At 57.2% G+C, this 24,819-nt stretch carries 25 protein-coding genes; 8 read left to right on the top strand and 17 right to left on the bottom strand.

The features are described 5' to 3' along the window. The first annotated feature begins 51 nt into the window (after positions 1-51). Positions 52-1,035, top strand: coding sequence for a GlxA family transcriptional regulator (locus tag ACN0XZ_RS03835; RefSeq protein ID WP_417456387.1), 984 nt, complete (start codon positions 52-54; stop codon positions 1,033-1,035). Positions 1,036-1,047: 12 nt separating this feature from the next. Here ACN0XZ_RS03835 and ACN0XZ_RS03830 read toward each other — a convergent pair whose 3' ends face one another. The 5 genes from ACN0XZ_RS03830 to ACN0XZ_RS03810 all read right to left on the bottom strand — a co-directional run bounded on the left by ACN0XZ_RS03830 (position 1,048) and on the right by ACN0XZ_RS03810 (position 6,263). Then, entirely contained in the window at positions 1,048-1,617 is a 570-nt protein-coding gene (locus ACN0XZ_RS03830) for a GDSL-type esterase/lipase family protein (RefSeq protein WP_417456386.1), read from the bottom strand. A 3-nt stretch (positions 1,618-1,620) separates the two neighbouring features. Then, on the bottom strand, positions 1,621-2,640 hold the full coding sequence (gene holA, locus ACN0XZ_RS03825) for a DNA polymerase III subunit delta (RefSeq protein WP_417456385.1): 1,020 nt from the start codon (positions 2,638-2,640) through the stop codon (positions 1,621-1,623). Next, a complete protein-coding gene (lptE, locus tag ACN0XZ_RS03820; RefSeq protein WP_417456384.1) occupies positions 2,637-3,131 on the bottom strand; it encodes an LPS assembly lipoprotein LptE in 495 nt (164 codons plus the stop codon). Before lptE ends, holA begins: the two co-directional genes overlap by 4 nt. Position 3,132: 1 nt before the next feature. Then, a complete protein-coding gene (gene leuS / locus ACN0XZ_RS03815; protein WP_417456649.1) occupies positions 3,133-5,697 on the bottom strand; it encodes a leucine--tRNA ligase in 2,565 nt (854 codons plus the stop codon). A 125-nt stretch (positions 5,698-5,822) separates the two neighbouring features. Further along, positions 5,823-6,263 carry a DUF3576 domain-containing protein gene (locus tag ACN0XZ_RS03810; RefSeq protein ID WP_417456383.1) on the bottom strand — a complete coding sequence of 147 codons (441 nt, stop codon included), beginning with the start codon at positions 6,261-6,263 and terminating at the stop codon, positions 5,823-5,825. A 234-nt stretch (positions 6,264-6,497) separates the two neighbouring features. On the opposite strand from ACN0XZ_RS03810, the gene ACN0XZ_RS03805 reads away from it, so the two are divergent. Further along, positions 6,498-7,388 carry a porin gene (locus ACN0XZ_RS03805; protein WP_417456382.1) on the top strand — a complete coding sequence of 297 codons (891 nt, stop codon included), beginning with the start codon at positions 6,498-6,500 and terminating at the stop codon, positions 7,386-7,388. A 5-nt stretch (positions 7,389-7,393) separates the two neighbouring features. Here the strand turns inward: ACN0XZ_RS03805 and ACN0XZ_RS03800 are convergent, their stop codons facing one another. After that, positions 7,394-7,996 carry a thiamine phosphate synthase gene (locus ACN0XZ_RS03800; RefSeq protein ID WP_417456381.1) on the bottom strand — a complete coding sequence of 201 codons (603 nt, stop codon included), beginning with the start codon at positions 7,994-7,996 and terminating at the stop codon, positions 7,394-7,396. Positions 7,997-8,062: 66 nt separating this feature from the next. Between ACN0XZ_RS03800 and ACN0XZ_RS03795 the strand changes: the two genes are divergently transcribed. Both ACN0XZ_RS03795 and ACN0XZ_RS03790 read left to right on the top strand, forming a co-directional pair. Next, entirely contained in the window at positions 8,063-8,737 is a 675-nt protein-coding gene (locus ACN0XZ_RS03795) for a YggS family pyridoxal phosphate-dependent enzyme (RefSeq protein ID WP_417456380.1), read from the top strand. Then, entirely contained in the window at positions 8,734-9,372 is a 639-nt protein-coding gene (locus ACN0XZ_RS03790) for a hypothetical protein (protein WP_417456379.1), read from the top strand. The genes ACN0XZ_RS03795 and ACN0XZ_RS03790 overlap by 4 nt, the downstream gene beginning before the upstream one ends. A gap of 13 nt (positions 9,373-9,385) precedes the next feature. On the opposite strand, the gene ACN0XZ_RS03785 is transcribed toward ACN0XZ_RS03790, so the two are convergent. Both ACN0XZ_RS03785 and ribA read right to left on the bottom strand, forming a co-directional pair. After that, complete coding sequence (locus ACN0XZ_RS03785; RefSeq protein ID WP_417456378.1) at positions 9,386-9,907, bottom strand: L,D-transpeptidase family protein; 522 nt, start codon at positions 9,905-9,907, stop codon at positions 9,386-9,388. 2 nt (positions 9,908-9,909) lie between these two features. Then, positions 9,910-10,998 carry a GTP cyclohydrolase II gene (gene ribA / locus ACN0XZ_RS03780; protein ID WP_417456377.1) on the bottom strand — a complete coding sequence of 363 codons (1,089 nt, stop codon included), beginning with the start codon at positions 10,996-10,998 and terminating at the stop codon, positions 9,910-9,912. 173 nt (positions 10,999-11,171) lie between these two features. Here ribA and ACN0XZ_RS03775 point away from each other — a divergent pair, with 173 nt between their 5' ends. Continuing rightward, positions 11,172-11,867: a response regulator transcription factor gene (locus ACN0XZ_RS03775; protein ID WP_417456376.1), complete on the top strand. Its 696-nt coding sequence runs from the start codon at positions 11,172-11,174 to the stop codon at positions 11,865-11,867. A gap of 3 nt (positions 11,868-11,870) precedes the next feature. Here ACN0XZ_RS03775 and ACN0XZ_RS03770 read toward each other — a convergent pair whose 3' ends face one another. Genes ACN0XZ_RS03770 through ACN0XZ_RS03760 form a run of 3 tightly spaced genes read right to left on the bottom strand, consistent with a single transcriptional unit; the run spans position 11,871 to position 14,156 of the window. Further along, a complete protein-coding gene (locus ACN0XZ_RS03770) occupies positions 11,871-12,716 on the bottom strand; it encodes a GNAT family N-acetyltransferase (RefSeq protein WP_417456375.1) in 846 nt (281 codons plus the stop codon). Positions 12,717-12,730: 14 nt separating this feature from the next. Beyond that, the gene (xth, locus tag ACN0XZ_RS03765) at positions 12,731-13,513 is read right to left on the bottom strand and encodes an exodeoxyribonuclease III (protein WP_417456374.1); all 783 of its coding nucleotides are present in this window, start codon (positions 13,511-13,513) and stop codon (positions 12,731-12,733) included. A 58-nt stretch (positions 13,514-13,571) separates the two neighbouring features. Next, positions 13,572-14,156, bottom strand: coding sequence for a hypothetical protein (locus ACN0XZ_RS03760; protein WP_417456373.1), 585 nt, complete (start codon positions 14,154-14,156; stop codon positions 13,572-13,574). Positions 14,157-14,275: 119 nt separating this feature from the next. On the opposite strand from ACN0XZ_RS03760, the gene ACN0XZ_RS03755 reads away from it, so the two are divergent. Then, on the top strand, positions 14,276-14,698 hold the full coding sequence (locus tag ACN0XZ_RS03755) for a hypothetical protein (RefSeq protein ID WP_417456372.1): 423 nt from the start codon (positions 14,276-14,278) through the stop codon (positions 14,696-14,698). A 3-nt stretch (positions 14,699-14,701) separates the two neighbouring features. Here the strand turns inward: ACN0XZ_RS03755 and ACN0XZ_RS03750 are convergent, their stop codons facing one another. Both ACN0XZ_RS03750 and ACN0XZ_RS03745 read right to left on the bottom strand, forming a co-directional pair. Beyond that, entirely contained in the window at positions 14,702-15,376 is a 675-nt protein-coding gene (locus ACN0XZ_RS03750; RefSeq protein ID WP_417456371.1) for a LolA family protein, read from the bottom strand. A gap of 32 nt (positions 15,377-15,408) precedes the next feature. Further along, positions 15,409-17,778, bottom strand: coding sequence for a DNA translocase FtsK 4TM domain-containing protein (locus ACN0XZ_RS03745; RefSeq protein ID WP_417456648.1), 2,370 nt, complete (start codon positions 17,776-17,778; stop codon positions 15,409-15,411). A 310-nt stretch (positions 17,779-18,088) separates the two neighbouring features. Here ACN0XZ_RS03745 and ACN0XZ_RS03740 point away from each other — a divergent pair, with 310 nt between their 5' ends. Continuing rightward, a complete protein-coding gene (locus ACN0XZ_RS03740; RefSeq protein ID WP_417456370.1) occupies positions 18,089-19,324 on the top strand; it encodes a UbiH/UbiF/VisC/COQ6 family ubiquinone biosynthesis hydroxylase in 1,236 nt (411 codons plus the stop codon). Positions 19,325-19,337: 13 nt separating this feature from the next. Next, positions 19,338-19,910, top strand: coding sequence for a DUF2244 domain-containing protein (locus ACN0XZ_RS03735; RefSeq protein ID WP_417456369.1), 573 nt, complete (start codon positions 19,338-19,340; stop codon positions 19,908-19,910). Here ACN0XZ_RS03735 and ACN0XZ_RS03730 read toward each other — a convergent pair. From ACN0XZ_RS03730 to ACN0XZ_RS03715, 4 genes are all read right to left on the bottom strand, one after another. After that, the gene (locus ACN0XZ_RS03730) at positions 19,892-20,725 is read right to left on the bottom strand and encodes a trypsin-like peptidase domain-containing protein (protein WP_417456368.1); all 834 of its coding nucleotides are present in this window, start codon (positions 20,723-20,725) and stop codon (positions 19,892-19,894) included. The two genes, ACN0XZ_RS03735 and ACN0XZ_RS03730, sit on opposite strands and share 19 nt — an antisense overlap. A 12-nt stretch (positions 20,726-20,737) precedes the next feature. After that, positions 20,738-21,151: a DUF350 domain-containing protein gene (locus ACN0XZ_RS03725; RefSeq protein WP_417456367.1), complete on the bottom strand. Its 414-nt coding sequence runs from the start codon at positions 21,149-21,151 to the stop codon at positions 20,738-20,740. Positions 21,152-21,172: 21 nt separating this feature from the next. Further along, on the bottom strand, positions 21,173-21,967 hold the full coding sequence (gene dapB, locus ACN0XZ_RS03720; RefSeq protein WP_417456366.1) for a 4-hydroxy-tetrahydrodipicolinate reductase: 795 nt from the start codon (positions 21,965-21,967) through the stop codon (positions 21,173-21,175). 104 nt (positions 21,968-22,071) lie between these two features. Then, positions 22,072-24,801 carry a TonB-dependent receptor gene (locus ACN0XZ_RS03715; RefSeq protein ID WP_417456365.1) on the bottom strand — a complete coding sequence of 910 codons (2,730 nt, stop codon included), beginning with the start codon at positions 24,799-24,801 and terminating at the stop codon, positions 22,072-22,074. Positions 24,802-24,819 lie beyond the last annotated feature (18 nt).

The raw sequence follows: 24,819 nt of genomic DNA, 5'->3' as shown, positions 1-24,819 counted from the left end.
GTTGGCAGATATGACATATTATTATTAATTACTGCCAAATTGAGTGCACGGATGACCATAAACACACCCCACAAGCTGATTTTGCTGACCTTCGACGGCGCACAGGTGCTGGACATCACGGGCCCCGCGCAGGTTTTTGCATCCGCCAACGAAGCACTTGAGCGGGAGGCTTATAAAATCACCCTCGTCAGCTCAGCCGGGCAGCGCACCGCCACAAGCGCAGGCATCGCGCTTGAAACAACCGCCCTTTCGGCGCTGGAACCCGAAGGGGTCGCGGATACCCTGATGGTGGCAGGCGGGCACGGCACCCGCGCAGCCGTAATGGACGACGAGCTCATTGACTGGGTGAAGCGCGCGGCAGAGGATGCGCGCCGGGTCGCAAGCGTGTGCAGCGGCACCTTCATCCTTGCGGCAGCCGGGCTACTGAAGGGGCGGCGCGCCTCCACCCACTGGCAATCAGCGAACACGCTTGCCCGGCTTTATCCCGGCGTGAGCGTGGACGCCGATGCCATTTATGTGGAGGACGGACCCTACTGGACCTCAGCCGGGGTAACGGCAGGCATCGACATGAGCCTCGCCATGGTGGAACGCGACCACGGCCGCGAGCTTGCCATGACGATTGCGCGGCGGCTGGTGGTTTATGCTCGCAGGCCGGGATACCAAAGCCAGTTCAGCACACTGCTACGTGGCCAGAGCCGAGGCAGTGCCCCCGTTGCCAAGGCCATCGGCTGGATGGTGGATAATATGAAAAGCACGGTCACGGTAACCGGGGCCGCAGACCATGTGGGCATGAGCGAACGCAGCTTTCACCGGCGTTTTGTGGCGGAGACCAACAGCACACCCGCCAAATATCTGGAGCGGCTCCGCCTTGATGCGGCACGCCTAATGCTGGAAGAAACGTCAGAACCTTTGAAAACCGTGGCCGCAGAAGCCGGTTTTGGCACCGCCCCGCGCCTGATACAGGTGTTTGAAAAGCGTTTTGGCCTATCGCCCACAGCCTACCGAAACCTGCATAAAAACCAAAATATGGGCTAACGCGTCCGGCCTCTATCCCTGGAACCACGCCTGCCACACGGGGTGGTTTTTAACCAGATCTGCCACAAGGCTATAGCCGCCCGCCGCCGGGTGAGCGCCGTCCGCTGCCAGCGCTTCCTGTCGCCATACGTCACTCGTATTCACAGCATCAAAGACATTCACATAAGCAGCGCCGTTGATCTGCGCCACAGTAGCAAGCTGGCGCGCCATCTCCCCAATGCGGTTGGTGGCGGCAGCGTCGTCTGCGATGGGGAGCGGGCTGATGAAAAGAACCGGCCAGCGGGCGCGTGCCGCCATCATGATCGCCTTCGCGTTTTTAAGCCGGTCCACCTGCCCCACGGTGATGCGTTTGCGCTCTGTCAGCAAACAGTCGTTCGCACCGAATGAGAACACCAGCCGCTCGGGCTCTTCTGCCTCTGCCTCAGCGCGCCAGCGCTTGAGCACATCCGTGCTTGTATCACCGCCCACACCGCGGTTGATGGCGGTAAAACCATGGCTTTCAGCCAAACGCCCCACCCAGCCTTTGCCGGAAGGGTCACCAATGCCAGCCACAAAACTATCACCAAAAAACCCGATGCGCATGACTTACCTCGCGGCTTTCGCGAGCCTGAGCAGCGCACGCGCACAGATCACATCCGCCGGGTTGCCGGTGGTTTTGCACTCAAGCTCGGCCTCAAGCAGAATATCAAGCGCGGTTTCCACCTTGCGGGATGACCAGCGGCTCACCTCGCCCATAAATTTATCCCGCTCGCCAAAAAACACCGGCGGGCGCAGCTTGCCCACGGCCTCGCTTGCGTTCATACCCTGATCCATGAACCCGCGCGCCAGATGAATGCGCATCAGGCGGTTCTGCAACGTGCGAATGATGGCAATGGCGCTTTCACCGGCCGTCCAGGCCCGTTCAAGGAAACGCTCAAGCTGTTTCAGGTTGCCTGCGGTCACCGCTTCCGCGATCTGGTTAAGGCCAAGTGCTGCCGTATCGCCCACACAGGCCTTGGCATCCTCTATCGTGACCTGGCCGCCGCCCGCACCCTTATAGAGCACAAGCTTGTCCAGCTCACTGCGGGAGATCATACGGTCCCCACCGAGGTTGTCGACGAGATAGGTTACTGCATCCTGTGTGGCACTCAGCCCCGCCGCTGAAAGCACCTGCTGCACGAGGCCCATCAGGTCTTGCGCGCTGTCTTCATAACAGGCGATGGCGACAGCATTTTTTGCGCCTTCCAACAGTTTCCTGAGGCTCGAAGTTGGCTTGAGGTCACCGGCAGTAATCACCAGAAGGCCGTCGCCCTGTGTGCTATCAAGCACAAGCTTCACCGCCTCGGTCGCCTCATTGCCTGCGCCTTCAAGGCGCACAAGCCGCCTGCCCCCCATCATGGAAAGCGCAGCCACTTCATCAAGCAGGATGGACGGGCTTTCCTTGATCTCGCTCGCGCCGGGGCGTGCTACCTGAAATGGATCGGAAAGGTCTGGCGCGATCTGTTTGCCGATTTTCTCGGCACGCTCACGCACCAACCCGTCATCGCGACCAAACACCAGAACCGCCCGCATATTCGGGTCAACGGCCTTCAGGATGGCGGGAATGTCGCGGGGTTTGGCTTTCACGGCGTTTCTTTGGCCTTGGTGAAATAAAGGGCAAGGCGGCGATGGATACGCTCCGCCAGTTCAAGCACAAGGCGGCGCGCGCTGTCTTCGCGGCGGCTCAGGATCGCATAGTCAGACAGCACAAGGTCATAGGAGGTGACCGACCGCATGTCTTCTTCAAACACCAGCTCTTCACCGTTCAGGTTGACGAGCTTCACATGCGCGATAACCGTAAGCTGTTCCTGCGTGGCCGCCGCGTCGGGGCGGATGCCGTAACCCTCACTTGCTTGCTCAAGCGTTATCTCAAGCCGGTACTCGGGCGTGCCTTCGCTGCCGAGCCGGTCAAGAAGCCGGTTGCGCATCTGCTGGCCAAGACGGTCGGCAATTGGCGCCACCTCAATGCCAGAGAGATGATCACGCATCGCATCTGCCGAGCCACCAGCCTCATAAAGCGGGCGGAACCCGCAAGCGCTGAGGAGGAGAAGGCTGGCGATGACAAATGCGTGTTTCATATCAGTTCACCACAATATTGACGATGCGGCCCGGCACAACGATAACCTTGCGGATTGTGCCTTCCTCCGTGAAACGTTTGATGGCGTCGGAGGCGAGGGCGACCTTCTCAACCTCGTCCTTCGGCATATCCTTCGCCACCTCAATGGTATCGCGCACCTTGCCATTTACCTGCACCGCCATTTTCACCGTGTCGTCTACGGTCAGGGCCTTGACAGCCTTCGGCCACGGTGTATTGGCAACCAGTTCCTTGTGGCCGAGCTTTTTCCAGAGCTCTTCCGCGAGGTGCGGCATCATCGGCGCAACAAGCAGCACCAAAGCTTCAAGCGCTTCGCGAAGCACCTCGCCCGCGCCGTCACCGGTGCATTTGCCGCCAATGGCGTTCGCAAATTCATAAAGGCGCGCCACAGCTTTGTTGAAATGCAGGTTTTCAATATCGGCTGTTACGCCCTCGATAGACTTATGGGTTGCTTTCCGAAGCGCCTGCGCTGTGGCTGACAGCTTTTCAGGAATAGCCGCACCATACGCCCCAACAGGCGCAGGCGGTGTATCAACAAGCCGGAACACACGCTGTGCAAAGCGCCACGCACCTTCAATACCAGCTTCTGTCCACAACAGGTCCCGCTCGGGCGGGCTGTCGGAAAGCACAAACCAGCGCGCGGTGTCCGCACCGTACTGGTCGATAATATCATCCGGGTCCACCACGTTGCGTTTGGACTTGGACATTTTCTCAACCCGGCCTTCGGTCACCTCAAGGCCGTTATCGGACCGGTAGAGCGAGCCATCATCGCGGGCACGAACAAGTTCAGGGAACACCCACTCGTCGTCGCTGTCCTTATAGGTCACATGGTTGACCATGCCTTGTGTGAACAGCCCTTCAAACGGCTCGGTCACATTGGTGCGGCCCACATGTTTGAGCGCACGCGTGAAGAAACGTGCGTACAGCAGGTGCAAAATCGCGTGTTCAACACCGCCGATATATTGTTTAACCGGCAGCCATTCGTTCACCACATCGCTTTCAAACGGCGCATCCGCATCTGGTGTGCAGAAGCGCAGGAAATACCATGACGAATCGACAAATGTGTCCATCGTGTCGGTTTCGCGCACGGCCTTTTTGCCGCAACTCGGGCAATTGGTGTGTTTCCAGGTGGGGTGATGCTCAAGCGGGTTGCCCGGCTTGTCGAACGAGACATCCTCCGGCAGCGTGACGGGCAGCTGCTCAGCAGGTACCGGCACCACACCACAATCATCACAGTGCACAAAGGGGATTGGTGTACCCCAGTAACGCTGGCGGGAAACGCCCCAGTCGCGCAGGCGGAAGTTAACCGTGCGCTCGCCCCAGCCTTCGGCCTCCGCACGGTCAATGAGCGCGGCTTTTGCGGCCATGGTGTCCATGCCGTCGAGGAAGCGGCTGTTGATCATGGTGCCGGGGCCTGTGTAGGGCTCATCACCGAGGTTATAGCTTGCGGCGTCTTCGCCCTCCGGCAACACGACAGGGATGATCGGCAGGTCATATTTGCGCGCGAAGTCAAAATCACGCTGGTCACCCGCCGGGCAGGCGAAAATCGCGCCCGTGCCGTAATCCATCAGCACAAAGTTGGCCACATAAACCGGCAGGTGCCAGTTTTCATCAAAGGGGTGTTTAACCGTGAGGCCAGTGTTGAAGCCTTTTTTCTCGGCTTTCTCGATCGCTTCTTCCGTGGTGCCCGTTTTGCGGCATTCTTCACAGAAGGCTTTCAGCTCTGCGTTTTCTTCCGCGAGCTTGGCGGCAAGCGGGTGGTCAGCCGCAATAGCGCAGAAGCTTGCACCAAAAAGTGTGTCGGGCCGCGTGGTGTAAACCGGCAGTTTTTCGTCCGTCTCGGTGATCTCAAAATTGAACTTGAGACCTTCGGAACGACCGATCCAGTTTTCCTGCATCAGGCGCACTTTATCGGGCCAGCGCTCAAGGGTCTTGAGGCCATCAAGCAGCTCTTCGGCAAAATCGGTGATCTTGAGGAACCACTGGCTCAGTTTGCGGCGTTCAACGGTTGCGCCCGAGCGCCAGCCCTTGCCGTCGATCACCTGCTCGTTCGCGAGCACTGTGTTATCAACCGGGTCCCAGTTGACCCAACTTTCCTTGCGGTAAACAAGGCCAGCCTTGAAAAAGTCGATAAAGATCTGCTGTTCTTTGCCATAGTAGGCAGGGTCGCAGGTCGCGATCTCACGGTCCCAATCAATGGCAAAACCAACCTGCTTGAGCTGGTCGCGCATGTTGGCGATATTGTCGTAGGTCCAGTCTGCCGGGTGAACCTTGCGCTCCATCGCCGCATTCTCTGCTGGCATGCCAAAAGCGTCCCACCCCATGGGGTGCAGCACCTCATAGCCGTTTGCACGGCGGAACCGGGCCACCACGTCACCAAGCGTATAGTTGCGCACATGCCCCATGTGGATACGCCCGCTTGGGTAGGGGAACATCTCCAGCACATAATATTTTGGCTTGTCTGATTTGCTATCGGTCTGGAAAGTTTTGGCGTCGGTCCAAATCTTCTGCCATTTGGCTTCGGTTGCCTTAGCGTTATAGCGCGACATGTTCGATCTCGGTCTACTGGCCGTATGGATGCGGCGAATTTTAAACTGAAACAGCCGGGCAGATGCCCGGCGCATATGGAACTCTTACCGGCTTTTACCTCGCGCCGAAGCCGAGGCAAAAGGCCTTAGCGGCGCGCCTCAACCCGAAGCTGACGGGCGCGCGCCAGAATGGCTTCTTCAACCTGCAGGGTTGTTGATGCCTGCACGGGAACAGAGAGCCAAGCGCCACCTTCTTCCCGCTCCTGACGGACAACAGAAACCCGAACCGCGTCAGAGCGCAGGTCTTCCGAGAGGAACTGAACCGTTACCTTCACACGCTCATTTGGTGCCGTGGCCGTTGAATGCCAATCGGTAACAATCACACCGCCTGACGGCTCAATCTGGTCGAACGGCATGAAGGAAAGCGTATCAAGCGTTGCTTGCCACAGGTATCCATTTACACCAATCGCTGTTGTGCGGGGAGCGAGGCCACGGCCATCGTCATCACCACCACCAAACAATCCGGAACAGGCACCAAGCGTTAAGGCTACTGTCAGCGCCATCATGGTCCGGGCAAAATTCTGCATGCTACACCCCGTAGATTCGTTTTTATCGACGCATGTTGTTACCCACTAAATGTGTAACAATCATGGCTTACTTGCGGGTTATAACGACCCTATAGGCTGCTGACCAGCCAGAAAGTTGATGAAATAGTGGCAAGGAGGCCACAGATCGCCCTATTTTTGCCCTGCCATCTTGCATAGTGGGGGGTAGATTCAATACCATGTGCATAAGTTACGAGAGCGAGTCTCCCCCAGGTCATGAAGTACGCGTTAAAACATAGCATCGCCGCCCTAATGGTTTGCGGCATTTCAGTTGCCTCCGCAGCTGAAGATAAAGCTCGTTTTGAAGCGACCGGCTTTATGCAAAGCCTTGACCTTTTTGTGGCGGAACAGATCGCCAAACTTCGTGGCAATCACAAAACCGATAAAGGCGAGGCTATCAAAGACCTTGAGCTTAGCCTTCGGGACACATCCGGCAAGGATGACAGCGGTTTCCTTTACCTGCGCGACAGAAGCGCCAGCATCTCTGGCACGCTCGGCGCGCCTGGCAACCTGAATGACCGGCCTGACTTCTCATCGCTTCTGGCGCCTGACGGCACCGTGCGCGGCTCCTACGGGCAGGATCTCTTTGGCGCCAACTCCCGCATGGGAATCACCTTCGGTGGTGACCCGAACGGTGTGCCGAGTGATCGCGGCTTTGAGTTGTCGCTTGAAAGCAATTACCGTCTTTCCTTGCAGGGCCTGTCAGCCACCAACGGCTTTGGCTCAACAGATCAGGCAGAGCGGCATTATAACCTCGGCTTCTCGGTCGGGTATTCCGGCTTTAACGTTGATGCGTCTGTGATGCGGCAGGAAAGCCTGTTTGAGCGCGAAATCTCCGGGTACGGCGTTGGCTTCTCTTATCAGGCCACAAGCTGGACCGCGCGCCTCTCGCTCAGCGAATATAAAGAAGGTGCGGACCTTTACGGCATCGAGAACGAAGCCCGTAACATCATTTCTGTTGAACTGGGCGCAAGCTACCGGCTCACAGACAATGTGGGGCTTAAGGGCGGCGTTCGGTACTATGACTATGGTAGCCGCATGATGCTTGACCCTGAAGCGGGTGAAAAATCCCAGATGGTCTTCCTTGGTGGCCGCCTGAAGTTCTAGGCTTATTACCCCGACAATCCGTCAATTGCTGCAAGGGCCGCCAAATTGAGCGGCCTTAGTTTTTTGGCGCTTCGCACATTCACACCGCCAAGGGCCGCCACAGCCAGCGGCGCATCAGCCACAAGCCGCGCGAACCGGTGCAAGCCCAAAGCCCCGGCACCGTCATGGCTTCTGGTCTCAAACACGGGCGATACAAGCGCCAGATCGACCCCAAGACGCGCTGCCCGCCGCAAGGCCGTGCGCCCATGGCAAGCAGCAGTGATGAAAGAGAATCCCATAAGGTTGGGCCGGGTGGTCAAGAGATGCTCCGGCAGGTGCACACCGTCTGCACCCACATGGCGGGCAAGCGCCACATCCCCCGCCACAAGAAACACCAGCCGCCGCTTGCGGCACAGGGTACGGAGCTTAAGCGCCAAACCGAGCCGGTCATTGTGCTTATAGTCCCGACAGATCACGATACTGCCCACAGGCAGCTTTGCTATCACACCGGCAGGGTCTGGCACACGGGCAGCATCCGTGATGAAAACAAGCCACGCCCCACCGCCCGCGCGTGAGAGCGGGTGTGATAAACTGGTGGCCCTGATTTTTTTGTCTGCGCGCTTGACCATAGCCGCTTCCTAGCACATAGGGTGCATAAGCCCAATATGACAAACAGCTTTGCCAGAGGTCTGATCATGCTTCCCGATATCGCCGCCAATATTGATGCTGTCCGCCATGAGATTACCCGCATGTGCGCGCATGCGGATGTGCCGGAAAACCAGCCGGAGCTGATTGCGGTCTCGAAAGTGCAGCCGCTTGAGAAGGTGCGCGCGGCCCTTGATGCAGGCCACCGGGTGTTTGGTGAAAACCGGGTACAGGAAGCGGCAGAGCGCTGGGGCACCCTGAAGCCGGAGTATGACGGCGTCATATTGCATCTGATCGGCAGCCTGCAAACCAACAAGGCCGCGGACGCGGTTGCGCTTTTTGATGTGATTCAGTCGGTTGACCGTATCAAGCTTGCCCGCGCGCTGGCCCGCGAGATGGAGAAGCAAGGCAAAAGCCTGCCCATTTACCTTCAGGTCAACACGGGCCGCGAGGACCAAAAGAGCGGCGTGCTCAAGGAAGACCTGGGCGCTCTCCATAACGAATGTAAAACCCTGGGCCTCAATGTGGTTGGGCTGATGTGCATCCCGCCCGTGGGCGACGATCCTTCGCTTCACTTCGCGCTGTTGAAGAAATTTGCAAAAGAATTGGGCCTTGAGCGGCTATCCATGGGCATGAGCGGGGATTATGCGCTGGCCGCAGCGATGGGAGCAACAGACGTGCGTGTTGGCACCGCTATCTTCGGCGCCCGGGATTACGCTTTATGACTACAGGGCCAGAATACGAAATCAGCGCCCGAGCATATTTGGGGCGCGCTCGGGCGCTGCTCGCTGGGCGGGCGGAAGGAGAAAAACTCTTCTACGCGGCCTATGAATTAAGATGCTGTGTTGAAGCCCGACAATTACAGTATGCACTCGCTCTAGGGCCACATTTTAAAGGGAAGGTCAAAGTGCATAAGTTGGTGGAAACCAAAAATCGCCTTCAACGTGTATATGACCCCAGTAGAATAACGTATCTGGAAATGCAATTTTCCCCAGACGAACCAATCTATCAGTTCTATTATACCCCTGTCACAGAACACCTCGTTAAAGAGACGAGTAAACTGGGTGAATATCTGCATTGCTCAAAAATGTACCGAAAAGCATCCGATCCTTGGTGGGACACCCTTCGTGCTCAACTGTCATCCGTATACAAGGCGGCATGGATCGCCTGCAAAGGAAACCTATGGGTTCCGCCGCTATGGAATCCGGTCACACAGGAAGTAGCAAGCTTAAAGGTTGACGGCGATGACCCTTCTCTCGGAGAGAAGCTATCCGCATGTCAGGCGACTGGTACGAGGATACTTGTGAAAGTAGACTATCTATCGACCCCACCGCCAGAATGGGAATACGACTTCACCTAAGTCCATTTTCTGATTAACCTAATCTCAGCACATCGTCCGGCCCAACAAGCCGCAGGAAGCGTTTGAGCGCATCTAGCTTGAGCGCAACACAGCCCTCTGTTGGGGTGAAACCTAGGCGCGCCACATGCATGAAAATAGCACTGCCCCGCCCTGGCACCACCGGGTCATCATTGTGGCCGATCACAACAATGAGGTCATACACATCATCGTCGCGCCACATCTTCTCGTGTGACGGGCCGAAGGGCAGGCGGACCAGTTTGTTATAATGTGGGCTCTCGGTGTCATCGCACCAGCCAAAATCCGGCTTTAACATCTTCACCGGCAGCATGGACAAGGGTTCTTCCACCTTATCAGGCCGGTAAAAAGCGTAGCGGAACGGGTAACTGCCGATGGGGGTGGCGCCGTCACCCTCGCGTTTGCTGCTGTCTGCCACCATGCCGCCCCGGCCAAGCGCACAGGGAGCCTCAAACAAGGGACCGGTGAGCGTGCCCTTGCGGCCGTCCTCTTCGCTTGCACTGACAGACCACACAGCCATGGCTATAGAAGGTGCCCCGTACGGGCTTTTTTGGTGGCGAGGTAATTCTCGTTATGCGGATTGGCTTCAAACGCATGGGCCACACGCTCTGCCACGCGGATGCCAAAACGCTCCAGCCCCTCAACCTTGTTGGGGTTATTGGTCATCAAGCGCACCGCCTTGAACCCAAGCTGTTTGAGCATCTCGGCGGCGGGTGCAAACACCCGCTCATCCACATCAAAACCAAGCCGGGTGTTGGCGTCTACCGTGTCATAGCCCTGATCCTGAAGCGCATAGGCCTTCAACTTTGAGATAAGGCCAATGCCGCGCCCCTCCTGCGCGAGGTATAGGAGCACACCGCCGCCCGCATCCCCTATCAGCTTGATGGCACCGCGAAGCTGTTCGCCACAGTCGCACTTGAGGGAACCCAAGAGGTCGCCCGTAAAACACTCGCTATGGATACGCATTAACACCGGGTCATGGGTGTTGGGCTCACCAATCACGATGGCGATATGCTCCACCCCTCCTGCAAGTGGCCGGAAGGAGACAAGACGTGTGTTCTCAGCACCCGCAAGCGGCACGCGCGCGGACGCCACCTGCTTCAGCATCCGGGCTTGGGTGAGGTCAGCGTCCAGCACCGCGCCCGCATCGACCTCAAAAAGGCCATGCGCTGCCGCAAAACCACTTTCAACCTCAGCCGCCACAACAGCGGGCAGGAGCCGCGCCCATTTTGTCAGCTTGATGGCCGCACGGTCTACGGCTTCATCCCGGTGCTCCAGCCGCTTGAAGGGGCCTTTAAGGGGGGTTGAAAGATCAAGGGTCGGGTCGGCAAGGGCGACGATATCGTCCGCGCTCATCCATGAAGGGCGCGCGAGACGCACCACAGCCCAATCTTCCCCCGCCACCTTGAGCGTGGCCGCGCGGTTGTTGGTCAGCAAAACAAAGCTGCCCACAGCGATAGCATCAAAGCGCTTGAGCGAAGGTGTGTTCGCGAGCTCCGCCGGCAAAAGCACAAGTGCATCCGCGCCGTCTTTCACCACGGCGGGACAGCCACGGCGCAGGTCATCCGCCGCACGCTCAAGCATCAACAATGTATCAGTGGTTTCAGCCATGCACCCTCATATAGGGGAAAGTTCTATAAAGTCAGTACTGGTTTTTAGGCCCGCTCGCATTTTGATCAATCAAATGTGAGTGTGCGTGATGACAGAATAGCTTTCCTCTTCTTATATAGGGGTGGTTGAAGCATACTATGAAATAATTTTCTACTACTGTCCCGGAGGACCATATGGCTGTGAGGAAACTGCTGCTCGTTGATGACGACGTTGATTTGCGTGAAGGGCTGGCCGAGCAACTCGCGCTCTGCGACGAGTTCTCAACCGTTGAGCAAGGCACCGCCGCTGATACCCTGACCTTCCTCAAGGACAATCAGGTGGACATGATTATTTTGGATGTTGGCCTGCCGGATATGGACGGGCGCGAGCTTTGCAAACGCATCCGTAAAAACGGTATCACTGTGCCGATCCTGATGTTGACCGGCAATGTCTCTGACGCAGACACAGTGCTGGGGCTAGACGCTGGCGCCAACGACTATATCAACAAGCCCTTCAGCTTTACCGTGTTGCTCGCGCGCATCCGGGCGCATTTCCGCCAGTATGAACAAAGCGAAGACGCCACGTTTGACATTGGCCCATATCAGTTTCGTCCCTCCGGCAAAATTCTGGAAGAAAAAGACAGCGGAAAGAAGGTTCGCCTGACCGAAAAAGAAACCGCCATCCTCAAATATCTGTACCGCGCGAGCGGCAAGCCGGTTGGTCGCGAGGAGCTGCTGACAGAGGTGTGGGGGTATAACTCAGGCGTCACCACACACACGCTTGAAACCCATGTGTATCGCCTGAGGCAGAAGATCGAGCCACAACCCAATATGGCCCGTATCCTGATCACTGAACCGGGTGGTTATAGCCTGCAGGGCCTGGGGGCTTAACGCCTACCCAAGTTCAAACGACGTGATGCCAAATATCTGGCCTGCTGCAATATCCGGCAGGCCTTTTTGGTACATGCGCGCCGTGGCAAATACCTTTTTCATGCCCCGCCGCTCGGCGAGCCGCACAGCATCCCTGTTATTTTCAGGCGTATCGAGGATGATAAGCTCACCTTCAATATCGCCTTGAAGGGCATCAAAAAGTTGCGCTGCAATATCGGCAGTATCAGCAGACAGAGGGCCGACCTTATGGCCGTTTAAGCACTTGCGGCGCACCGCATAGCCCATGACCCTGCCGTCCTCTTCATAGAGCACCGCGCGCGCCTGTGCCTGCCCGAGCCATGCTTTCAGGAAAGCGTCCCGATAGGCAGGGAAACATTGCCGGTCATAGTGACGGACTGCATCAAAATCATCATGGGTGATCGCGCGCACATGAGAGGAAACCTTGCCCCTGGCTTTTGCCAAACCTTCAAAACGGCAGTTTTCATAGAAAGCTTCATAGCCGATGCGCTCATAGATTTTCACATTCTCAAGCACGCCGTCGATGCCCACATTGCGGCCCCTGCAGTATTCGAGCCGTGCTTTTGTGAGCGCGAGCCCATACCCGCTGCCCCGATGCTCGGGCGCCACGATATAAAGCCCGCAAAAGGCGTAGGTATCGTCATAACAAACCGCGCTGCCGGTTGCGACGGTCTCACCGTTCAGCACACCTTTGAAAAACCCATTCTGGTCAGCGCTGAAAAAACAGGCTGCGTCATCCACACCCGGGTTCCAGCCCTCGTGGGCCGCCCAGTTTATGGCGGTTTGCACGTCTGCCGCGGTCATTCGCTCGATATGATACCCGGTGGGCATATGTCCCGCTCGCGCTAGAACTTAAAATCAACCAACACGGGGGCATGGTCAGATGGTTTTTCCCAGCCCCGTGCATCGCGCAGCACTTCCATATGCACAGGTGCGTCCTTCAGGCTGGGGCTGACCCACACATGGTCAAGCCTGCGGCCTTTGTCAGCAAGCGACCAGTCCCGCGCCCGGTATGACCACCAGCTGTAAAGCTTTTCCGGCACCGGTTTGAAAATGCGCATTACATCCACCCAGTCATGGGCCGCCATCATGGCGAGCATACCGTCGGTCTCGACCGGGGTGTGCGAAACCACCTTAAGAAGCTTCTTGTGGTCCCACACATCGTCCTCATACGGCGCGATATTGAGGTCACCAACCAAGATGCTGGGTTCCTTCAGCTCTTTTGACCAGGCGGTCATCTCTTCCACGAACTTGAGCTTGTGGGCAAACTTATCATTCAGCGCGGGGTCTGGCTCGTCACCGCCCGCAGGCACATAAAAGTTATGCAGCGTTGGGCCTTCCTTGAGCTTGATGGCAATATGCCGGGCATCACCCATGGCGCACCAGTCAATATGGAAGCTGTCATCAAAGGGGGCCTTGGCCGCCGTTGCCACACCGTGGTGACCCTTCTGGCCATGAATGGCTAGATGCGGCATGCCGATCTCTTCAAAAAAACCACGCGGGAACATATCCGTATGCACCTTGATTTCCTGCAGGCACAGAACGTCAGGCTTATAGGTTTCAACGAGCTGGCGCACGATATCGAGCCGCGCCCGCACTGAGTTGATGTTCCAAGTGATAATCCGCATGGCCGCTGCCCCCTATATGTTTGTTTTCGCCTGCCCTTGGTGGGGGCGAGCCTTGTTTCTAGAAAATCAAAAAGCTGTTGCCGATAATACCAATGGGCCAGCGGCCGCGCTCGAAAAGCTGGAACCGGAGCGCAAAGGGGTGATCTTCCTCAGCACCGGTCATGGCAGCAAGCGCCGCCTGATAACAGGCCTGCACCGCCGCACCTGCTGTGGCGCGCTGGAACTCTTCATCAAAAATCCTGAGCTCTTCGGCGGTTTCCATCGCCGCCGCTTCAATCGCCTCGCTCACGCCTTGCGCCACATGGGTCATCACCATGGTGAGTGTGTCTTCATCAATGAAGGCCAGTACATCATCGGTCAGGGAAGCACGAAGCTGCTCTTCAGCCTCCCACGCCGGGCTGTTGATCTCTGTGTTTTCGGCGGCATCCGCCGCCTCAGCCCAGTCGGGCAGGAAAGCGGGTTCTGCGTCCGGGAAGCCAAGGGCCTCCGCATAAGCGCGCGCGATCTCTACCGTGCGGCGGTCGGGCGCTTCACCAAGAGCACGAAACCAGCGTACGTTTTCCGCGAGGGCAAGAAAAGGGGAGACCGCCTTCAGGCTCGGCAGGTCATCAAGAATATCTTCAATATCGTCTTCAATATCCACCGGAAACCCTGTCAGAATTTATATTGCTTTTTGTTGGTTTAGTGCAGTTCTATTAAAAATACCAGACTGACCGCCGTGGGTTCAGGCCCTCAGGCACAATCACTATATCCGGAGATACCATGCCATCCGATATTGAGTATGCAATCACAAATGTGCACCTTGATCCACCCGGGCTTACGATCACAAAGTGGCATCACGCGCTTGTGAATATTGAAGGGGATGTCACGCTCACCTTCGGCACGCAGCAGCTGTCTCTCAATAGCATTACCTTTATTGAGCTATCTGAAAACCTGCGCGGTTGGCAAGCGGGCGGCATGGATAAGCCCTTCACCTATGACAGCATGAACGACGAAGACAGGGGCCTGTTCCACATTATGCCTGAAGATGGCCTGTTTCAGTTCCTTGACCGCGAGGGAAGCTGCCTTCACACGACCGGGTATAGTCGCACGGCGGTTGAAAGCTTTATCAGCGAGTTTCAGGACGCCACGCGTGAGGCGGTGAAAGCCTCATTGGACATTAATCTGACGCTTCTCAAGCCATAGCCTTTAGCGGATCCGCCGCCGTTTCGCTATGCCGCGCGGGTCTTCAAATTCCCAAAGCTTGTCATCAAGGCTCACATTCTGGCTCTGGTCAGACAGTTCCACGAATGTCACGCGGTCTTCCGCGTCCACCACAGCCCATGAGGTGAGCGTAATATCACCTGCAAATCCGTCCGTCTGGCGGAAATAAAGCGTGATGGTGCCAAGTTCAGGCCGCTCCGTATCCTGCGCCATAAGCGCGATGACACCCGTGGCGCCCGCGGGCTCCAGCTCGATATTCGCGCCCAGGGATGCTAGGTCGATTGAGCCGCCAAGAAGCGCACGAAGCGGGGTATCCTTGACCGGCCATTTGGTTACCTGCCCGATTTCGTAGTCGATGAAATTCAGGGTTTTACCGTCTGCCACCACAAGGAACGGGGTGTCGTCTGCATAGTCAAACCGGATACGGCCGGGGCGCTCCAGATAAAGGGTGCCGGTTGCCACCGTGCCGTTGGGTGCGTGCTGGCGGAAGGTTGCGGTGAGGCTATCCACCTCATCCATATAGGTTTGAACCTGCCGCAGCGCCTTGAGATTATTGTCCTCCGCCACCGTCTGTTCTTCAAGCGGCGGCAGGCTGTCCTGCGCATAAACGGCAGGGGCGAGAAGCCCAAAGGTTACTAAAAACATCATGCGAAACCGCATCAGATCATCCTTGCTGTCATCATACGGGGTGACTAGAAGTCATCTTCCCGTTCAGGCACCAGCACTTCGCGCTGGCCCTTATGGTTTGGTGCGCTGATCACACCTTGTTCTTCCATTTCCTCTATGAGCGATGCGGCCTTGTTGTACCCGATCTTCAGGCGGCGCTGGATATAGCTTGTTGACGCCCGCCGGTCCCTCAGCACGATATTCACCGCCTGATCATAGAGACTGTTATCATCGCCTCCGCCAGATGGACCTGGGATGAACGGGCTGTCAAAGCCCTCTTCAGGTTCTTCTGTCACCTCAGAGAGATATTCTGGCGCGCCCTGTTTCTGAAGGTGGGTCACAACCTTCTCAACTTCCTTGTCAGAGACAAAAGCGCCGTGCACACGGGTGATGCGCCCGCCGCCTGCCATAAAGAGCATGTCACCCATACCAAGGAGCTGCTCCGCCCCCTGCTCACCAAGGATGGTGCGGCTGTCGATCTTTGAGGTTACCTGGAAGCTGATCCGGGTCGGGAAGTTTGCCTTGATGGTCCCGGTGATCACATCCACCGATGGCCGCTGTGTCGCCATCACAAGGTGGATACCCGCCGCCCGTGCCATTTGCGCGAGGCGCTGCACCGTGGCTTCCACATCCTTGCCTGCCACCAGCATCAGATCTGCCATCTCGTCAATCACGATCACGATGAACGGCAGCGGCTGGAAGTCAAACTCCTGCTGCTCCATCACCGGCTGGCCGGTTTCCTTGTCAAAGCCGGTCTGCACTTCACGGGAAAGGCGCTCACCGCTCTCCCGCGCATCATGAATGCGTTTGTTGAAAGCCGCGAGGTTTCGCACCCCAAGCTTGGACATATTGCGGTAGCGTTCTTCCATCTCCCGCACCGCCCACTTGAGCGCAACAACCGCTTTTTTGGGTTCTGTCACCACGGGCGTCAGCAGGTGCGGAATACCGTCATAAACGGAAAGCTCCAGCATCTTGGGGTCCACCATGATGAGCCTGAGCGTCTCAGGGCTGTGGCGGTAGAGAAGCGACAGGATCATGGTGTTGATACCCACCGACTTACCGGAACCGGTCGTACCTGCCACCAGCAAGTGCGGCATGGACGCGAGATCAGCCACCACGGGCGCGCCGCCAATGTCTTTCCCGAGCACGACTGGCAGGCGGGCCTTGGTGCCTTCATAATCGCGGCTGGCCAAAAGCTCACGCAGGAAAACGGTTTGGCGGTCGTTGTTCGGTAGCTCAATACCGATAGCGTTGCGGCCCGGCACAACAGCCACACGGGCGGAGATCGCGCTCATGGAGCGCGCGATATCGTCCGCAAGGCCAATCACCCGCGCTGATTTGGTGCCGCGCGCCGGTTCAAGTTCATAAAGCGTGACCACGGGGCCGGGGCGTACATCGTTGATATCACCCTGCACACCGAAGTCATCCAGTACACCTTCCAGCATGCGGGCGTTTTGCTCGAGCGATTCTTCACTGATACGACCGAGTTTTTCCGGGGGTGGCGGCGGGGCCAACAACTCAAGCGCGGGCAGGCCAAAGCCGCCGCTATCGCCAAAATCAAGCACCGTTTGTGCTTCTTTGCTTTCCCGTTTGCCGCGGCTTGGTTTCGCTTGTGGCTTGACCCGTTTTTCAGGGATCGGTGCTTTTTTCACCGGCTTGCGGGGGGCCATGGGCTCACGCGCTGCATCCACCTCAAACGGCGGGTCGTCATAGTCGTCAAACTCGTCCGTGCCTTCACGGGCGCCGCGACGGAAGATAAGCCTGAAAGTGGCCGCAACCGCTGAACCAATCGTGCGTAACAGCCAAAGGACCGCACGCACCACCGCCATCACCGCCGCTTTCACGGCATGATAAACACTCGTCCATTCTTCCCGGTTGAGCGCAAAGGAGAACGCATAGGCGGGCACACCAAGGACCAAAAACACCACACCAAATGCCCACGCAGGTACCACAAGCCCGGCGAACAGCTCAATCACCATAAGGTAAAGCCGCTGCCCAAGCGCCCCGCCATAACCAGCCTGCACCACAAAATCAGGCGAAGGAGCGGTCACGCTAAGTGCGATGGCAATCAGGATCAGGCTCACGGGCACAAAGGTAAGGTTAAGCCAGAACATGGGCAGCCATTTGAGCCGCAGGATCTTCACACCCCAGATAGCGAGCGGCAGCGGCAACAGGTAAGCCGCAAGCGCCAGCGTCTGCATCAGCACATCTGAAACATTGGCACCATAAGCACGCAGCCAGTTGGTGGCGGCCCGTGTCGCCTCATTATTGATGGTGGGGTCAGCGGGGTTATAGGACGCAAGCGAGAGCACAACACTGATAGCAAATGCGATCAAGGCAAGCCCGAGCAGGCGCCAGCCGGTGCTTTTGAGGAAAACCACAAAAGCAGGTGGCAGCAAAGGCGCCTTGTCCCTGGATGCTTTTTTACTGGCTGTACCCGCCTTTGCAGGTTTGCGTGACGACACTGATCTCTTGCTCCCTCAAGCCCGAAGGCTCAAACCCGGTGCCAAAATGTGGCGACGAGGCTCATATTCTTGTCCTGTTCGCTGCACTTTAATGCTCAACAAGGGTTTAGGACAAGAGCGGCGATTTCATGGCAGTCATTTTACAGGGCTATAGATGCCGGATAATCGCTCGCCTGCGGCATCAGGTCTCTTTACAGAAGACTTCAATCGGGCCTACATGAAGCCAATAAGGAGAGTGGCGATGAGCGCAGACAAAGCCAAAACCATAAAAAGCGAGATTGTTATCGTTGGCGGCGGCATGGCGGGCCTCACGGCAGCTATTGGCCTTGCAGACCATGGTTTTGAGGTCTCGGTTATTGATATGGCACCAAAGGGCGACCTGACAGCTGTGAGCTATGACGGCCGCGCGAGCGCTCTCGCTTATGCGTCGTGCCAACTTCTGGAGGCTATTGGCGTTTGGCCCTATATGGCACCTTACGCACAGCCCATTCTTGAAATCCGGGTTTCTGACGGTCCGTCCCTTCTGCACCTTCATTTTGACAATGAAACTTTGGGCGATGGCCCGCTGGGCCATATGGTCGAGAACCGCCACACCCGCATTGCGCTTTTCAAGCGTCTGGAAGAGTTTGACAACATCCGCCTGCTCACGCCTGAAAAAGTCGCGAGCATCAGCCGCGACAAAGCCGGGGTATGTGTTACGCTTGAAAGCGGCACCCGTGTTGAGGCGGATCTTCTTCTCGGTGTTGACGGGCGCGGCTCTGTGGTGCGCCGCCACGCGGACCTGCCCACAAGCAATATTGAGTATAAGCAGCACGGCATCGTGTGCTCGGTTGAGCATGAACACAGCCACTGCGGCATCGCGCATGAGCGTTTCCTGCCGTCAGGGCCCTTCGCCATCCTGCCTCTCACCGGCAACCGCTCTTCCCTTGTCTGGACAGAGAAAAGCCACCTTGTGGATACGATCATGAACCTCTCAGACCGCGCGTTTGAGAGCGAAGTTGCGCGCCGCATTGGTGGTTTCCTTGGTGAGGTGAAAGTGATGGGGGGGCGCTGGGCCTATCCTATCAGTCTTCAGTATGCACACAGCTATGTGTCCGACCGGCTAGCCCTTATTGGCGACGCGGCCCACGGTATTCACCCAATCTCGGGCCAGGGCCTGAACCTGGGGCTCAAGGATGTTGCGGCCCTTGTTGAGGTGTTGGTGGATGCCCGCCGTGTTGGCCTTGATATCGGCGCCACGTCGGTTCTTGATAATTACGCACAGTGGCGGACCACAGATAACGCCGCCGTTTATGCGATCACAGACGGCTTTAACCGGCTTTTCTCAAACGACATCGGCCCGATCAAGCTAGCTCGTGATCTTGGCATGGCGGCGGTGAATGAAGTGACCCCGCTCAAGAATTTTTTCATGAGCCACGCACGCGGCACGGTCGGTGAACTCCCGAAACTGTTACGAGGCGAACGCCTCACGCCCTGATATACTGGTATGCATGAAAGAGCCACACGCCACCTCTGACACCAGATTTCGCATCCATTCCAGCAATGCGGCAAACCCGGCACGTGATAGCGCGCGCAAGGTTCACTTCAACGCCACGCTTTATGCGCATCGCTCGCTGCCGAAAAAAAGCTTCAACCGCATGATCATGATCCTTGCGGCATTTTGTGTGTTTGCAGCGATCCGTTTCATCATGATTGGCGCATGGCCAGTCGTGATATTTGTGGGCATTGACCTTATTGCGCTCTGGCTCGCGTTTTTCTTCAACTACCGGGCGGCCAAAGCGTTTGAAACCATACAGCTTACAGACAGGGACCTGATTTTGACCCGGGTCAGCGCAAATGGCCGTGTTGCTACCTGGCGCTTTGAGCCCTATTGGGTCAGCGTGAAGGTGCGGGAACGCGGCGAGGACGATAACGAGCTTTATCTGCGCTCGCACGGGGAGTCGGTATATTTTGGTGACTGTCTTCTGGCGGACGAGCGCCGCGCGTTTAAAATTGCGCTTGAGAACGCGCTGGCCACATGGCGGGCAAAAACACAAAACCCCGGTTACGGGGCTTCACAGTAAACTTGCGCGATAGACCGGCTTGCCCGGTAGGCCCTGCCGTTTTCATCAAAGTTTTCACGCTTTATCAGCATGCGCTGTGTGCCACCCACAGGTGCAGCGAGGCCCGTATCCTCAAACACCTTGGGGTGTGTAGTGTAAACCCGGCCCCGGCGCGGTGCGCCTGCAACCACCGTGCCCACCACATAACCTTCACCATTAAATACCGGGCCACCGGATATACCACCGAGCGAGCCACCAAACGTGGGGCGCCGCTCACGTTCCACCCATGCAACCACAGGCTCACGCATGCGGTAACGCCCGGTTGACCGCATCTCCGTGCGCCCAATCACAGTGGCGCGCACATCAGCGGGTTTACCCTGTGGGAAGCCCATCATATAGCCATCATCGCCCCGTTTTGGGCTATCTACGGAAAGTTCAAACGCCTGAGGCTTGAGGCTTTTTGCGCGCAGAACAGCAAAGTCCCGGCTGGTTTCACTGGTGGCAGAGGCCACCGGCTCCAGCATGCGTGGGCCTTTCACCAGATATATTTTGCCACAGCCATCCACAACATGGCGCGCGGTAATGAAAATACCGTCCGCGCGCGCAGCAAAGGCGGTACCAACTCCGTTTTTGACTTCTGAATCCAGTTCAACCGTAACACCACGATCATCATTATCCGGCAGCGGGCCATCATCAGGAATAAGAACCGGTGGCAGGGTTTCCTCCGCGCCTTCCGGCAAGGGACGGCGAGGCTCAACCTCATCCACGTTGGCATATCGTATGATGAAAAATACGATGATCACCAGATAAGTGAATATTTCGCGGCGGCGGCGCATGATAGCCTATCCCTAGCCTGTGATGGCTGCCGCGTTGATGCTCGCTGTGGCCAGCTTGAAAGATACAAGAAGCACAGCCGCCCCCATGTCACCCTTTTCAATGCGCGCAGACAGGTCGGGCAGCAGGAGGGCCACAAGCCGGAAGGCAATAAGCTGCAACGCAAGCGCGATAATGCCCCAGAACACCAGATCCCAGATAGACACTGATGCCGCGAGCGAAAAAGCGAGCGGCAGGGCAAGGCCGATGATCGCACCACCAAGCGACAGCGCCGCCGCCACGTTCCCCTCACGAATAAGCGCCAGCTCATCGTGGGAGGTGAGCCGCATGTAAAGCGCAATGCCCACAAGAAGGATCAAAAGGCTTGTGCCCGAATGTACCATGAATACCGGCAAGCCCGCCCACAGGGCCATCAACGCTTCTTCCATTCCCTTATTCCCCGTTTATGTCTAATTCAGATCGAGCACATGCTGCATGTTGTAGCGGCCATTCGGCTGAGCGCTGAGCCAGAGCGCGGCGCGCACCGCACCGTCAGCAAACAAACCCCGGTTTTCTGCCTTATGAGATAAGGTGATGCGCTCGCTTCCACTTGCGAATATCACGTCATGCTCACCAATCACCGAGCCACCCCTGAGCGCCGCAAAACCAATGCTGCCTTCAACGCGTTCGCCGGTGAGGCCCTCGCGCGCCGGAGTGCGCAAATCGTCAAGCGAAGCACCGCGCCCTTCCGCTGCTGCGTCACCCAGCATAAGGGCGGTGCCCGAAGGCGCGTCCACCTTATCCCGGTGATGCATCTCAAGGATATCAATATCCCACTCAGGCCCCAGTTTGCTGGCAGCTTCCCGCACCAGCGCCATCAGGAGGTTAACCCCTTGCGAATAGTTGCCCGCCTGCATGATACGCGTTGACCCCGCCGCGATCATAAGCGCGCTTTCATCCCCACCTGAAAGCCCGGTGGTGCCGACCACCAATGCTTTTTTGTATTGCGCGGCCAACCTCGCGTGCGATGCCGTGTCACCCGGCGGGGTAAAGTCAATCACCACATCCGCCACGTCAAAAACCTGTTCCGGCTTCGCGCTCAACCTGGCGGCGGTACCCGCGATTGGCTGACCGACATCAGGGTGCCGTGGGCGATCACAGCCCGCAATGAAGATGGCATCTTCGTTTGCTTGCACTGAAGCCAGTACCGCCTGCCCCATCCGGCCCATCACTCCCAGAATTCCAACTTTTACCTGATCCGCCATGGTTTGCTCTCGCTCTATTGATCTTTTCCTTTGCTATCAGGCGCCTGCACAAAAAGAAAGGCCGGGCGAAACCCGGCCTTGCCAATTTTTTCTGATGCTGCCGCTTAGAAACGTGCGGTTACATCAATGCCCCAGGTGCTGGGCTCTTCAACGCCCGTGATTGGCGCACCAAAGGTTTCAATCGCGAGACCACCGGCACCACCACGGTAGCGGTTAGCAAAAATATTGCGCGCGAACAGTGAAACGCTAAGGTCATCATCAGCATTTGCCCAGGTGATACGGGCATTGGTGAAGTTGCGCGCCTCACCCGTTTCCCATGTCGTGGTGCCCCAGGTTACGGTGCCGCAGGCGCCGTCCGCCCGGCACTGGCCGTTTTCGCGGCGCGCACTGGTGTAACTGTGGTCAGCATGGAAAGTAATGGAGCCAGCTGTATCGCTCAGCGAGAAGCTATAGTCCCCACCGAACGATAGCCGCGTTGAAGGCTCACCGGTTGGATCACCTTCCGCAGATTTGCCGCAGCTCTCAACGCAGGTGATGTCCTGATACCCACCATTCGCGAAGAAACGAAGCCCCGCCACCGGTGCCCACAGAAGCTCCAGATCGATCCCCTTGCCAGACACGTCCTGATTTTGGGTCACGTAGCGCGGTACGCTTGAGCCATCGACCTCCACGAGGCGGATCGACTGTTTGTCATTATATTTATACTTCCAGCCAGCGATGTTGAACCGCACCCGGTTGTCAAACCACTGGGACTTGAGGCCCGCTTCAACGTTCCAGACCTTCTCGTTATCGAAATAACTGTTGATCTCAACACTGTTGAAACCGCCGGCTTTATACCCCCGCGCGTAAGATGCATAGAGCATAGCGTTGTCTGTCACGCGGTAATCAAGTGCGATACGCGGGCTGAAATTATCCCAGCTTTCATCCCGGCGGAAGGGCACACCCTCAAGCCCGCCCACATCAAAGACAATATCGCCTGACGCGGTTGGCCCCACGAAAGCCTGGAAGATACCTGTCAGCAGTTGCTGCTGAATATCGGCGAGGTTACCGACACCGGGGATATCAAGCCGGGCGCTACCGGAGATTTCACGGCGGTCATTGAACCACTCCCACGACTTTTTGTCCTTGGTGTAGCGGGCGCCTGCATTGATGTTGAACCTGTCTGTTACCGCAAAGGTCACATCCGCAAAAGCAGCATAGGCCTTGAAAGTGCCTTCGCCATACATGGTTTCTGTCCATGTGCGGCCACTCATGGTGGTGAGGCCCAGATTGGCAATTTCTTCCAAGGAGAGGCCCGGCAGGCTTGGATCAATACAATTGAGCGGCAGGCTGTTGAAGCCGATGAAACCCCCAAGGCTGTCAAGAAACCGGCTTTCACAGGTGTTGATGCCGTCAAGCGGGTTGAAGCTTGCCGCCAATACGCCCGGTGTCACCCCAAGGTTATAGAGCACCGTTTCAATCGAATCGGTGGTTGCATGGGTCTCGGACCGCTGTTTGGCGTTTTCCCAATAATAGCTGAGGCCCGCGGTCCATGTCAGCGCACCGGAGACACCATTGAGCCGCAATTCCTGATAGAAATGCTCGTTTTCTTCCACGTTGTTGGTGTCAAAATAGAAAGCCGGGTCTGCTGTACCGTCCTCTTCCTCCAAGTTGTTGGTGGTGAATTTTTTGAACGCAGACAGCGATGTAAGCGTTGCCCAGCCAAAATCATGGGTGACGTTAAGCGTGAAGGCGTCCAGATCCCGGTTTTCTTCCCCGTTTGCCACATCACTTGCGATTGGGCCCAAGGGGTCTGCCCCACCCACGCTTGAGGCATCACGGAAGAAGCTCCAGTCCGCATTTGGGTTCGCAGGCGTATAACCAAACGCGCCAAAACCGCCATAGATCGCGCCAAGCGGGATGCTATAAAGCACATCAAGCGGGGTATCCTTGGTGATAGGCAACCCAAAGAGCGGCGCAACAGCCTCCAGAAAATCACCGTGGCCGGGCAGGTCACCCACCGTTTCGGCCCCGACGGGAGCCCGCAGGCTGCCGTCAGACACACCGATCTGTGGTTCGTCTTCATCCTGCTCGGTATGGTCAAACTCATAGGCGAGGTTGACGGTTGTGCGGTCGGACGGTTCCCACCGGAATTGCAGTCGACCGGTGACGTTTTCTTCCCGGCCATAATCGTCGCCTGTCACCGCGTCTTTCACATAACCGTCCTGCTTGTTGACGAGGAAGTTCGCGCGCATGGCGATAGTATCGGTGAGCGGCAGGTTAAGCATGCCGTCAAACTGCTGCTTGTCGAACCGGCCATAGCGGAGCCTTACCTGTGCCTCTGTTTCACCGATCACCGGCTTGCGGGTGATAACGGAGATAGCGCCCGCCGCCGTGTTGCGGCCAAACAGCGTGCCCTGTGGCCCCTTAAGCACCTCAACCCGTTCGATATCCGAGAAGAAGATAATGCCAGCACCCGAGCGGGAGGCATAAACACCGTCAATGAACACACCAACGGCCGGGTCAGTCCCCACCCCAAAATCGCTCGTTTCAACACCGCGCAGCCGGAAACTTGGCTGAGTGACGCCGCTGATCTCAAGCCCCGGTGTATATGTTGAGATATCGCGCAGATCTTCCGCGCCGACAGTTTGCAGAAAATCGCCTGAAAAAGCGTTGAGCGTGATCGGAACATCCTGGGCTGACTGTTCACGCTTCTGAGCGGTGATGGTGATCTCTTCAAGTGAGAACATGTCCTCACTTTCCTGAGCGTGCACGCCGGACGTTACACCTGAACCAAAAACGGTGCCAAGGCTGACACCAAGCATCAAGGTCTTCTTAAAACGTTTAATACACATATGGGCTCCCCTCCCTCT

Source organism: Kordiimonas sp. (assembly GCF_048264555.1).
Lineage (GTDB): Bacteria > Pseudomonadota > Alphaproteobacteria > Sphingomonadales > Kordiimonadaceae > Kordiimonas.
This window is presented reverse-complemented; position numbering and strand designations above follow the sequence as displayed.